Annotated in this window: 6 protein-coding genes; all 6 read left to right on the plus strand. The window is 52.7% G+C overall.

The annotated features are described in order from the left end of the window. Positions 1-222: 222 nt before the first annotated feature. Complete coding sequence (locus WKK33_RS10205; protein ID WP_337933709.1) at positions 223-4,605, plus strand: glycoside hydrolase family 2 TIM barrel-domain containing protein; 4,383 nt, start codon at positions 223-225, stop codon at positions 4,603-4,605. 873 nt (positions 4,606-5,478) lie between these two features. After that, complete coding sequence (locus tag WKK33_RS10210) at positions 5,479-6,243, plus strand: HNH endonuclease (RefSeq protein WP_287769011.1); 765 nt, start codon at positions 5,479-5,481, stop codon at positions 6,241-6,243. Continuing rightward, positions 6,243-9,410, plus strand: a complete 3,168-nt coding sequence (locus tag WKK33_RS10215) for a DUF3427 domain-containing protein (RefSeq protein WP_337933710.1) — start codon at positions 6,243-6,245, stop codon at positions 9,408-9,410. The genes WKK33_RS10210 and WKK33_RS10215 overlap by 1 nt, the downstream gene beginning before the upstream one ends. 2 nt (positions 9,411-9,412) lie before the next feature. After that, on the plus strand, positions 9,413-12,163 hold the full coding sequence (locus WKK33_RS10220) for an AAA domain-containing protein (protein WP_337933712.1): 2,751 nt from the start codon (positions 9,413-9,415) through the stop codon (positions 12,161-12,163). Positions 12,164-12,253: 90 nt separating this feature from the next. Then, positions 12,254-12,823 carry a hypothetical protein gene (locus WKK33_RS10225; RefSeq protein WP_337933715.1) on the plus strand — a complete coding sequence of 190 codons (570 nt, stop codon included), beginning with the start codon at positions 12,254-12,256 and terminating at the stop codon, positions 12,821-12,823. A gap of 133 nt (positions 12,824-12,956) precedes the next feature. Next, positions 12,957-13,274, plus strand: coding sequence for a DUF3467 domain-containing protein (locus tag WKK33_RS10230; protein WP_337933716.1), 318 nt, complete (start codon positions 12,957-12,959; stop codon positions 13,272-13,274). The last annotated feature ends 249 nt before the right edge of the window (positions 13,275-13,523 follow it).

Raw genomic sequence — 13,523 nt, forward strand, 5'->3', positions numbered from 1 at the left:
CTTTATTTGATGAATTTTAATAACTATGCGATTTTATCGCATCAGTACTATTTTCCCATCACAATTCAGCTTTTTTTCTACCGCGCTTCTAACTTTTTGTTGTAACTTTGCAGCGCAAACGCGGTGCCTTGCCATCTACCCAAGGCCCCCGCGTCAGCCCATTATCTACCGGCGATAGCAACTACAATAACCAAATAATTAAACAACAGTAACTTTTTCAACATGAAACAATTCGGGCTTCTGCGCAGAGCGCTGATAGTGGTCCTGTTGGGAATGGTGGCCAGCTTCTCGCAAGCGGTCAACATCAACGACCCGGGCATTATCTATCGCATCGTGTGCCAGTCGAACGGCCAGGCCGTGACGAATGGTAACCAGAGCGCACACAACACGTACCTTACGACCGATGCCATTGACCTCTCGGCCGAGGGACAAGACTGGATGATTGTGCCAGTGTCGCCATCCGACAGCATCTATGCTTTCTACAATCCCCATTACGACATGGGCTTCGACATGGCTCCCGCGGCCCAGCAGGCATGGCGCCTCTTGCAGTGGGATCCCAAGTTCACCAGCTCCAACCAGCAGTTTGTCATCAAGCAGGTCAGCGAGGGCGTCTTCCAGTTCCTCAACGTTGCCGGCAATCGCGCCATGACGCTCCGCGCCGACGGCACCATCTACATGGATGAGGACCTCGACGCTGCCAACAGCCACTTCACCCTGCAGGCCACAACCAACAAGGTCGACAAGATCATCAAGGGCTACACCTACCTGCTCCGCAGCAAGAACACCGGTTGGGTGCTCAGCAACCTCGAGAGCCGCAAGTCGGCCGCCCTGCTCTTCACCGAGCCTTATAAGGAGGGAAGCTATGGCCAGCACTGGGAGTACCGCACCGTGGAATATTCCAAGTATGGCTCCACCGGTTATTCCACGGTTCTCTTCAACGCCAAGTACAACTTCGCCATCGACGCCGGCCTGAACGGCAAGATGCTGCCGTTGCAGTATGCGCTCGATGGTTCCAACTACAACCAGCAGGTGTCGTTCGAGCCCGTAGAGGGCCAGCAGGGCGTCTACCGCATCTCCTATAAGTACAACGGCATCGTCTACTACCTCTCCGCCGACAGCAAGGGCGACACCCGCATGATTCAGGACGCCAACGACGAGACTACCTATTTCACCGTGGAGTACACCGACCCCTACGTGCCCGTGCTCTCCGACTGGGAGAACCAGCGCGTGTTCGCCGTCAACAAGGAGGAGGGCCACGCCGCCTACATTCCTTACGCCAACACCGAGGCGCTGCGTGCCGACAAGGCCCGCTACGACAAGCCTTGGCTCGACCCCGCCAGCGACCGTTGGATGACGCTCAATGGCACATGGAAGATCAACTTCGTGAAAGACCCGTCGTTGCGTCCGGGCGAGGATGATTTCTACGGCAACGATGTCAACGTCTCTTCATGGGACAACATCGACGTGCCCTCATGCGTTGAGATGAAGGGCTACGGCGATCCTTGGTATGTCAATGTCGATTATCCCTTCGAGGACAATCCTCCTTACATCACGATGAAGGGCAACCTCTACAACTCGGTCAGTTCCCTGCGCCGCAACTTCACGTTGCCCGCCAACTGGGCCGGCGACCGCGTGTTCCTCCACTTCGACGGTATCTATAGCGGTGCCTACGTGTGGATCAATGGCAAGAAGGTGGGCTACACCCAGGGTGCCAACAACGACGCCGAGTTCGACGTCACGGCTTATGTCCACGAGGGCGAAAATAACCTGAGCGTTCAGGTGTTCCGCTTCACCGACGGCTCATACCTCGAGGGTCAGGACATGTGGCACATGAGTGGCATCCATCGCGACGTGTACCTCTTCGCCACACCGAAGACCTACATCCGCGACCACTACATCACCTCTAAGCTCGACGCCGCCGACGGCTACAAGTCGGGCTCTATGACCGTGGCCCTTACCATGAACAACCGCGACGCTGAGGCCGCCAACAAGGATGTGTGCGTGCGCCTCATCAGCCCCGAGGGACAGCAGGTGGGCCAGCAGAACACCCATTTCGCCTTCAAGAAGGGCGAGAAGGAACTCACGCAGTATGTAACATTCGAGGGCCTCACCAACCTCCAGCTTTGGAACGCTGAGCAGCCCAACCTCTACACCGTCGAGGTGGCACAGACCGACGCCAAGGGGTCGGAGGAAGAGGCGTTCGCCACCAAGTATGGCTTCCGCTATGTGGAGATCCCCAACGACGACCACCGCGTCTACGTCAATGGCAAGCAGGTCTACTTCAAGGGCGTCAACACACAGGACACCCATCCCACCCGTGGCCGCGCCATCGATGTGGAGACCATGCTGAAGGACATCACCCTCATGAAGCAGGCCAACGTCAACACCGTGCGCACCAGCCACTATCCCCGTCAGGCCAAGATGAACGCCATGTTCGACTATTACGGCCTCTATGTTATGGATGAGGCCGACATCGAGTGCCACAAGAACTGGCAGGATGGTGCCGCCATCTCAAGCGACGCCTCTTGGCAGCCCGCCTATCTCGACCGCGCCCGCCGCATGGTGCTGCGCGACCGCAACAACCCGTCGGTGGTGTTCTGGAGCCTTGGCAACGAGAGCGGCTATGGCACCAACCACGACGCCGCCTTCGCCCTCATGAAGACGCTCGACAACCGCATCGTCCACTACGAGGGTGCCACCAACGCCGGTCGCGCCACCGCTACCGAGATGTGGAGCCGCATGTATCCGTCGCTCGATGAAGTGAAGGCGCAGGCCAATGGCAACTGGGCCGAGCAGCCTTTCTTCATGTGTGAGTACGACCACGCCATGGGCAACTCGCTGGGCAACCTCCAGGAGTACTGGGACATCCTCGAGGGCAGCAAGTATGGCATCGGTGGTTGCGTATGGGACTGGGTCGACCAGTCGATCGTAGCTTCCGAGGATATCATGAGCGGCAACCTCATGCAGAACGGCTTCCACAAGTACCGCACAGGTTACGACTATCCCGACGCTCCCCACCAGGGCAACTTCGTCAACAATGGCATCATCAACGCCGACCGTTCTTGGAGCGCCAAGCTCGATGAGCTGAAGAAGGTCTATCAGTATGTGTCGTTCGACCAGTGCCAGACAACTGGCAGCAACACCGCTGAGATCACCCTCACCAACAAGTACGACTTCACCTCGCTGGGCGCCCTGCGTTTGGCTTACCAGGTGGTGGTCGATGGCAAGGTGGCCAATGAGGGCAATGTGGCTCTCGACGACCTCAAGCCGGGCGAGACAGGCTCTGTCACCGTGCCTACCGCCTACGACGAGGCTGAGGCCAAGGGCAAGGAGGTGCTGCTCAACCTGAGCGTTGTGCACCCCGCCGCCACCGCTTACGCTCCCGCCGACTACGCTGTCGCTACCGCACAGTATGTGTTGCAGGATCGCGCCAACCTCGCAGCCGTCGACCTCAAGGGCAGCAGCGCCGAGCCGCTGAGCGTCACCAAGTCGAACGGCGTTACCACCATCAGCAACAGCAAGGTGGAGATCGCCTTCAACACCAACTCGGGCAAGCTCACCAAGTGGTCGCAGAACGGCATCAGCATCGTCAAGGATGGCGCCACACCCGAGTATGAGAACTATCGCTGGATCGAGAACGACGCTCCTTATGGTAGCGACCCCTGGTACGACCAGAGCAACGGCATCAGCAGCCATAAGGTAACCGTCAGTCGTGTGGATGGTGGCAACAAGGTAACGGCCACCGTAACAGGCACCGGCTCATGGGTCAACTACACCTTCACCTACACCATCTATAAGAACGGTGTGGTCGACCTCAAGACCCAGTTCACACCGCAGGTCACCGCCACCGATCTCTATGGCGCCGTGCGTCGTCTGGGCATGCAGCTCGAGATGCCGGGCGAGTTCAGCCAGGTCAACTACTACGCTCGTGGTCCGCTGGAGAACTACACCGACCGTTGCACAGGATCAAACCTCGGTCGCTACGCCACCACCGTGTTCGACATGAACGAGTATTACCTGCGCCCGCAGACCATGGGCAACCGCCAGGATCTGCGCGAGCTCACGCTCTCCGACGGTCAGGGCAACGAGATCAACATCCAGACCGAGGGTCAGGTGGCGTTCTCTACGCTCTACTGGTCCGACCAGACCCTCAAGTCGTATATGCACAACTGGGAGCTCCCCGTGGCCAACGATGCGGCCGACCGCACCATCTACGCCCACTTCGACTATGTGCAGCGTGGCATCGGCTCAGGCAGCTGTGGTCCCGGCGTCATCTCTAAGTATGTGGTTCCCACCTCGGGCACCTATGGCTACACGCTCCGTTTCACCACCTCCAACCCCGTCATTCAGGGCATCAACAAGACCATGAGCGACGTGGAGACCATGAAGGTGTCGCACAACAGCAAGGCCGTCACCGTCAGTGGCGACATCGCCGCTGGCACCTCAGCCCGTCTGTATAACGCAGGGGGTGTGTTGCTCCATCAGGTGAAGGCATCTGGCAACACCCAGCGCCTCCAGCTCCCCCTGGCAGGTCTGCCCGATGGCTCCTACTTCGTGCAGGTCAGCAGCAAGGGCAACCAGTGTGTCCACAAAATCCTGAAATAATCCTACCGCTCATTAGGTAACCTCCATAGCGAGGGAGCAGCCCGGGCCTCCGCCCCGTAGCTGCTCCCTCGCTTCGTTTTGTCCTCCTTTGTGCTCGAGTGCGATCCGTTGGTGCCCTCTCAGTGGTCATTCGTGAGATATCAAACACTGGCGGTGTTTCCTCTCAGTAGTCATTCGTAAGATTCGAAAGATTCGTGTTCTTAATATACAAACACCGGCGGTGTTTCCGTTCAGTCGTCATTACTTCCCTTCGGTCAGTGGGGCTTCGCCGAGTCTCGATAGATTCGTGAGATTACCTCCCGTTGGTCGGTGGGGCTTCGCCGAGTCTCGTGTTCTTTGAAAAATCACCCCGCATTGCCCATTCCACATTCTCAACACTCCTCCCCCAAATATACACTGTTTTTCTCAACGACCACCCGTCCGCCTCCAAATACGCCATTCTTGGCGCATTTGTGTAACCGCCTAACATTCAGACCTTTATGATTCTGGTAGCCCGTTTGTCGCTCCACGCTCCACATTCCACGCCACGAAAGACCACCTTTCGCACCTCGATACCTAAGCTATCGCACCACGAAAGACCATCTATCGCACCACGATACCTAAGCTTTCGCAACGCGAAAGATGCCCAATCGTCAGCCCACGACACGCAAAAAGTAAACCAATTCAACAAACCACCCCAATTCCTTCTCTATCTCATCCAAAAATCCCGCACAACTTTTTAACCAAAAACCACGACACCCCTCCCTCCCGCTTGTCCCACCCACAAGCGCCCTACGCCGCTTACCCGTCTCCCCACAAACATTTTTGCCCACTTTTTCGCAAAATCCCGCTATAATCGTCCCTCGTTTGAGAAAAACGCTGTACCTTTGAGACATGCAAAGAAACCTGTGGACACACGATGAACTGGTGCTTGCCTTAGCTCTCTATTTCCAATTACCCTTTGGGCGTTTGAACCGCAACACGCCTGAGGTGAGAGAACTTGGCCGACTGCTGGGACGTGGCGAAAACTCGGCGGCTCTCCGCCTGGTGAACTTCGCCGCCTGCGACCCTTACATCCTTGCCACAGGGCGCCACGGCATGGCGAGCGGTGCCAAGACCTGCATGCCCGTTTGGGAAGAATATGCCAACAACAAGGAACGACTCTTCAAGGAGGCCGCCGAGATACGCGCACGCCTCCAGCAACAATCCATTGAGCAATCGTTGGGCATCACCACAACCGATTTGGAAGGCAACACCAGAGAAGCGGTGGTTCGCCAAAGGGTCAATCAGAACGTGTTCCGCACGATGATACTCAACAACTACAACGAGCAATGCGCCATCACTGGCATCAACGATTCGCGCCTGTTGGTTGCCAGTCATATCATTCCTTGGGCAGAACGCAAGGACACACGCCTGAATCCCGAAAACGGCATCTGCCTTTCCTCGCTCTACGACCGAGCCTTCGACCAAGGACTCATCACTATACGGCCTGACGACTATACTGTAATGGTGTCGCCCTCATTGCGTGACACCCTTACCCAAGCCACCTACGCTGAGCATTTCGGAAAGATTGCGAACCGAAAGATTATCCTTCCCGAAGAGCATCAGCCCAATGGCACATTCCTACAGTATCATGCCGAGAACATTTATATCAGATAATGATGCAAGACACGAATATCCAAACTGGTGTTTATGAACAGATCATCAACCGACTGTTCCGCTTGAAGTTGGACAGGGTAGACACAGAACGTTTCTTCATTGGCAAGAAAGCCATATCGAAAGACGACGCGGTGCATATCCTGAGCAAATATCTACAGCATCTTATCGAAGTGGCTTTCATTGGCGCTCCCGAGGACGACGGTGCCCAATCCTATACCGACTTCATCAATTCGGTGATCAAGACCTTGGGCCGTGAATTTCGGGTGGACGATACGGAGCTCGACCTGATTGATGCGCAGAAGAGCATCCTAACGGCTGTGATCGATCGCACCAACTGCGAGTATCCTGACATTGAGGCTCACCTGAAAGCCATCACACCCATCACCACGCTGAGTCGTAGCGCCTTGTTCTTTGGAGGACGGGGCCCTACCGACATGGAGAGCGAGCTGAACCGCGAGATACTCTGTGCTGACGAGATATGCTGGGTGGTGTCGTTCATCAAGACGAGTGGACTGAACCTGCTTTGGGATAGTCTGAGAAAATTCACAAGCGAGGGCAAACGCCTACGTATCATTACCACCACCTACACAGGCGCAACCGACTACGACGCCATAGCCCGACTGGCCACGTTGCCCAACACGGAGATTAAGATATCCTACGACGGCACGCAAGACCGCTTGCATGCCAAGTCGTATATCTTCCTTCGCAACTCGGGCTTCCATACCGCCTATATCGGCTCCAGCAACCTCTCGTGTTACGCCCTGAAGGATGGTAAGGAGTGGAACTTCAAAGCCACGCAGTTTGAGTTGCCACAGGTCATTGAGGAGGTGCGCAACTCGTTTGAGGCTTATTGGTGCGACGACACGTTCGAGGACTTTATTCCTGGCGTGAGCGATGAGCGGTTGAAGCGAGCGTTGGGCGCCGATTGGGAAACGCCGTTGCTCGACTTCTCGGCCCTCGACCTCATGCGTGCCAAGGATTACCAACAGGAGATATTGGAGAAGTTGGATGTGGAGCGCCATGTGCACGGCCATTACCACAACCTCGTGGTGGCCGCCACGGGAACAGGTAAGACGGTTATTGCCGCATTCGACTTCAAGCGCTATCGCGAGGCGCATCCCGACTGCCATTTCCTCTTTATCGCCCATCGGCAGGAGATATTGCGCCAAGCCATGCAGACCTTCCGCATTGTGCTCGAAGATCCCAACTTCGGAAGTTTGTGGGATGGCAACAATGAGCCGTCGAGTTACCAGCATGTGTTTGCCAGCAAGGACACGTTGCGCAACCGTATCGACCACTTGTCGCTCACGGAAGACTATTACGACTATATGGTGGTCGATGAGGTACACCATATTGTGGCCCCCACCTATGTAAAGCTCATGACTTGCTTCAAGCCGAAAATACTCTTGGGTCTGACGGCCACGCCGGAGCGTACCAATGAGCAAGAGGACATCACCACCTTCTTCGATGGCCATATCTCAGCCGAGATACGATTGCCCGCCGCTTTGAACGCTGGGCTGCTCGCCCCTTTCCATTATTACGGCATACCCGACAATGTGGACCTGTCGGAGGTGAAATGGAGTGGGCACGGCTACGATGTGGCGGAGCTCTCGCGTATCTACACGCAGAACGATTTCCGCACAGGGCTCATCCTGAAGAAGATGCAGCAATACATAGGCAACAGTAGGCTGAATAAGGTGCGTGCCCTCTGTTTCTGTGTCGATAAGAAGCATGCCACGTTTATGAACGCCAAATTTACGTTGGCGGGATTGCGGACAGACGTGCTGACGAGCGACGACGATGCCCGTCATCGCGCCTTGGTGAGGAAACGATTGCAGAAGGGAGAGATCAACTACCTTTTCGTTGTCGACCTGTTCAATGAGGGTGTCGACATTCCAGAGATCGACACCATTCTCTTCCTCCGTCCCACCGAGAGTGCCACGGTGTTCCTACAACAGTTTGGGCGTGGCTTGCGACTGCATCAAGGCAAGGACCACCTGACCGTGCTCGACTTTGTGGGTCACTCGCGTGCCGAGTTTAGCTATAAGGAGCGTTTCGAGTCGTTGATAGGTCGCCATTCGCGCAACATCAAGGACGAGATAGAGGGTGGCTTCACCAACGCCCCATTCGGTTGTAAGATTAGCCTTGAGGAGAAAGCCAAGGAAGAGATTATTGCCAACATCGACGGTTATCTGCGCAGCCTGAACCGTAACCGTATCGTTAAGGAGATTGCCGCCTATCATGAGGTGTGCAAGGGTGCTTTCTCGCTGAAAGGGTTCTTGGATTATAGTCATGTGCCATTCCATAAGCTCTACGGCAGTTTGACGTGGGGCGAGCTGTGCCAGTTGGCTGGCGTGCGCAAGGAGGTGTCGGCACATGCTGCCCAACTGAAGTTTGCCGTCACCAAGAAATGGTTGGCCACTGACTCGTTCTCTTATTTCTCGCAGTTGTTGCGGTTTGCGGAGCATGGCTTCGCGTGCGACACCACAGCGTTCTCAGAGCAGCAACGCCGTTGCGCCGTGATGCTATATTACGACTTGTACGATGCGGCAGGCCAATACGCAAGCCTTAACGATATGTTCAGCGACTTGGCCTCCGACACGTTGTTTGTGGAAGAATTTAAGGAGGTCGTCGCCTATCTGCGCGACCGTTGCTCAGCACCTGAGAAAGCCGACAATTCGGTTTATAAAGACTGGAGTCCGCTTCGCTTGCACGGTGTCTACACCAAGGCGCAGATACAGGCCGCCCTGGGCCTCTCCACCCTTGAACGCAAGTCGCCCTCGCGCGAGGGAGTGGAACGCTTGAAGAGCATCCAGTTGGAAGCCATGTATGTGGACATCATCAAGAAACGCGAGGAAGGATCGCTCACGGCCTATCAAGACTATGCACAAAACCGCGAGTTCTTCCATTGGGAAACACAGAACCGGGTGCGCGAGGGAAGTCGCGAGGCTGAGGCTTACCGTAACGGCGATAACAACATGCTCTTGTTCGTCAGGCAGCAAGCCGAGCATCCCGACTACGGTTGCCGCATGGGCTTCACCTACCTTGGTCAGGTCACAATGAAAAGCATGGAAGGCTCAAAGCCCATGCAAATCGTGTGGCACCTCAACACCCCTATGTCGGAAGCCACCTATGCCTTCGCCAGCCAATATAAAGCAATCGGATAGAAATGGATTTAACACGTCAATTATTACTATTAAACGGAGAACCTAAGACTTTAGCAGTCGATACAATTCGGAAAATTGGGTCGAAAGGATATCGTGTGCGGTTTAAGAACAGTGCTAAGTATTATAATTACGGCAATGACAAGGTGTCGTGGCTTAGCGATTCCGAATGGATTGACCCTATGTATTCCAAGGTGTTTGTTGGTCGCTCATTGAAATATAATGTACGGGAGATTTGGAAGTTTGCAAGCGGTGGTAAATGCTTTTGGCGAGTTATCCTAACTGATGGTCATGCTTTTGAAGGAGATAGTGCCAAGATAAGGGTATGTACGTCTTGTCTTTCTGATAAGACAAGCAAGAATACGTTTGCTTACCTAAGGCACGTGGCTTTCGTCAATCCATTAGGAAAGGACAAGGACAGCGATGGCATTTTGGCGGACATGTATGACAAAGTGGACTTCGTGGATTCGGAAACGGCTGCCGCCTGCTATCTAAATCCTAACAAATATAAACCTAAGACTCTGAATTGTTCTGACTTGATTTATCCTTTTGGATGCAATGCGAGTCAAAAGACTGCTGTGGCTGCTGCTTTTAAGCATCAGATGAGTGTTATACAAGGACCTCCTGGAACAGGTAAAACGCAGACTATCTTGAACATCATAGCCAATATCGTCCGACAGGGGAAAACGGTTCTGGTTGTGTCAAACAATAATTCTGCAACGGCTAATGTGCAGGAAAAGTTGGAGAAGTATGGTACGTCTTTCATTGTTGCGCCACTTGGAAGCAGGGAGAATAAAGAGAAATTTATAGCTAATCAACCGCCTGTTCCTACGGAATGCTTCACTTGGGAACAGCCTTTCTATGAAACAATTAGTAAGAGCCGGATGTTGTACACCACATTGCAACGTCTTGACAAAGTGTTCGCTTTGCAAAATGAGCGGGCTAAGCTTTTACAGGAGCAACAAGCAGTAGGGTTGGAGTGGAAACATTTTTGCATGGATAATGGCATAGGCGAAAGTGTGAAGACGCCGCACCGCGTAAGCTCTAAGAGCATTATGAGGTTGTGGCTGAACTACCAAGTATATGCCAATGGAGAAAAACCTGAGCCGACAAACTTCTTTTCAAGATGGATAGAGCAAATCAGAACGTGGTGGATGGAATGGTTGTGCAAGCATCGCCTTCATGTCGAAAACAAGGTTGACAAGAATAATTTTGGCCCGCTCGTTAAAGAACTTCAGATGTTATATTATCTGAACAGGCAAATAGAGATAAAAAAGCGAATCGGTTCTGTAGAAAAAGAGTTATCCTCGTATGATGCAAAGAAATTGGCCAATGCTCTGACGGAGCTTTCGATGTCATTGTTCAAGTCCTCTCTGTTTGAACATTACGAGAAACATAAACGTCTAAATTTTGCTGCCGTCAATGAGTTGAGAAGGTATGGTGAGGAACTTATGAAGCAATATCCTGTTGTTCTTAGCACTACGTTCTCTGCTCGCTCCTGCATTTTCACGGATAAGCCGTATGACTATATTATTATGGATGAGGCTTCGCAAGTGTCGATTGATACAGGTGCGTTGGCTTTGACGTGTGCAAGGAATGCTGTTATTGTAGGAGACACTTTGCAGCTTCCAAATGTGGTAACAGATGAAGATCGGGAAAAACTCAATGTTATCATGAGGCAATACAACATCGCCCAAGGATATGATTGCGCAAAGAACAGTTTCTTGCAATCTGTTTTGGATGTGATCATGGATGTTCCTGAAACTTTGCTTAGAGAGCATTATCGTTGTCATCCTCGTATTATTAATTTCTGTAATCAGAAATTCTATGGAGGAAACTTGCTCATTATGACAGAGGATAAGGGCGAGAATGACGTGGTGAGTGCTATAAGGACGGTGAAGGGTAATCATGCCGTAAACCACTATAATCAGCGTGAGATAGATGTGGTGAAAGAGGAAGTGCTGCCGAAATTGAAAGACTTCGACAGCATAGGAATAGTAACGCCATATAACAATCAGGTGGATGCATTCAACAATCAGTTGAATAGAGTAAAAGCTGGAACCATTCATAAGTATCAAGGTCGTGAGAACGACGCTATCATTATGAGCGTGGTAGACAATCAAATTACAGAGTTTGCTGATGACCCCAATATGTTGAATGTTGCGGTGTCGAGAGCAAAGAAAAAGTTCTGCTTGGTAATGACAGGCAACGAACAAGAGAAGCACGGTAACATTACTGATTTATTAGACTATATAGCGTATAATAATTGCACAGTAACGGAAAGCAAGTTGGCTTCTATATTCGACTATTTGTATGAACAATACACGGAGCAGCGAATGGTATTTCTCAAATCTCATCCGCAAATATCGGAGTTTGCTTCTGAAAATTTGACTTACAACATGCTCGTTAATGTTGTCGCGTCGGATCCTCGTTTTAAGGTCTTAAATGTGTTGTGCCATATTCCCTTACGTGAAGTTGTTAAGGATACTTCGCTGATGAATGAAGACGAATTGAAGTATGCGGGGAACTATAATACGCATTTGGATTTTCTTATCATTAATCGAGTAAGCAAGCAACCTGTAGTTGCTATAGAAACGGACGGGTATTCATACCATAACGAAGAAACGGATCAACATCGTCGTGACTTGATGAAAGATCATATACTTTCCAATTATGGTTTGCCTTTGTTGAGGCTTTCTACTAAGGGTAGTGGTGAACGAACCAAGGTTGTGGAATTGTTGAATACTCTGATATAGAGTTGTTGTCGTAAGTTTAGATAAAAAGAGACATCACGTTAGTCTATCTTGTGCTTGGCAAAGAACTTAAACAATATAGAACATCATTTAATGGCGTTACAGGTTATAGAATACGTTGAGGCTTTTTCGCATCTCCACACGGCGAAGGTGAAGGGGCGGAAGGCTCCGCATAAGGCGGTGCTGTTGCTGGCTATCATAGATTTGGTGGAGAGCAACGTGATAAGGTATCCGCAAATCGAACTGACGGATGAGTTGGTGAAGCAGTTTCGGGAGGTGTGGCGGAGGTACCTGGGGCAGTCGGCTATCTTTACGCCCGACATAACGAAGCCGTTCTTCCACATGCAGCACGAGCCATTCTGGAGACTGGTGGGAGCGCACGATGTGGAGGCGATGATGGCGGCGGAGCAGCGACCTTGGCGCAAGGACAAGGCCGACAGGAAGGAGCTGCCAAAGGGTAGCTACTCGGTGGCGGCGATGCGCGCCGCCTTTGCTTACGCTGAGATGGACAACGGCCTGTTTGCCGTGTTGCAGAACGAGGACGCACGGGCCATGCTGCGTGTGGTGCTCATCAACGAGTATCTGACGAACCAGCCGACCAAGACGATGCCTAACCTCGCCCAACTGATGATGGCTCTGCCGATGATAGCGCTCGTGGCGTAACGCCGCGCAGCGACGGTGGGGTGGGGGCGGAGGCCAAATAATGTGAGAAATGTTTGGCTGTAAGCTATGATTTGATTAAATTTGCAGTGAGATAATAAACATTAGAAACCTTTTAGAAACCTTTTATTGCTGTATGGCAGACAACAACAATCAAAATCAAGTGAAAATAGAGCTGCGCCCCGAAGTGGCGCAGGGCGAGTACTCGAACCTGGCGATGATCAACCACTCAAGCAGTGAGTTTGTGATCGACTTCGCGCACATGCTCCCCATCGCTCCCCCGCAGATCTTCAGTCGTGTGATCATGGCTCCCGAGCACGCCAAGCGCTTGCTCTACGCCCTGCAGGAGAACATCGCACGCTACGAGAAGGAGTTTGGTGAGATTAAACTTCCCCAGGCTCCCGCTCCCCAGAGTGGCCTCACCGCCATGCCCTTCGGCACGGGTAAGGCCTAATCGGCTCGCAACCCCAACGGTTAGCCCCTTCTGCACACTGCGGAAGGGGCCTTTTCGATTTTACCCATCATTCCACCTGCCATCTGCGCCGATCTCTGCAATCCGTGGGCGTGTTCTCCCACTTGTCTTTTCAAACGCATTGAGCGCTTAGGTTACTCCCACAGATCCCGCCGATTTGCACAGATGCGTTGCGTTCCGCATGCGAAAGAATCCGTGCGCATCGGTGAAATTACCTCCCGTTCGGTCGGT

The sequence above is a fragment of the Hallella sp. genome, from assembly GCF_037460745.1.
Taxonomy (GTDB): domain Bacteria; phylum Bacteroidota; class Bacteroidia; order Bacteroidales; family Bacteroidaceae; genus Prevotella; species Prevotella faecis.

Bases quoted from the DNA above. Each gene is read 5' to 3' on its own strand.
- WKK33_RS10205 (WP_337933709.1), top strand. From the start codon at position 223: ATGAAACAATTCGGGCTTCTGCGCAGAGCGCTGATAGTGGTCCTGTTG.
- WKK33_RS10220 (WP_337933712.1), top strand. From the start codon at position 9,413: ATGGATTTAACACGTCAATTATTACTATTAAACGGAGAACCTAAGACT.
- WKK33_RS10225 (WP_337933715.1), top strand. From the start codon at position 12,254: ATGGCGTTACAGGTTATAGAATACGTTGAGGCTTTTTCGCATCTCCAC.
- WKK33_RS10215 (WP_337933710.1), top strand. From the start codon at position 6,243: ATGATGCAAGACACGAATATCCAAACTGGTGTTTATGAACAGATCATC.
- WKK33_RS10230 (WP_337933716.1), top strand. From the start codon at position 12,957: ATGGCAGACAACAACAATCAAAATCAAGTGAAAATAGAGCTGCGCCCC.
- WKK33_RS10210 (WP_287769011.1), top strand. From the start codon at position 5,479: ATGCAAAGAAACCTGTGGACACACGATGAACTGGTGCTTGCCTTAGCT.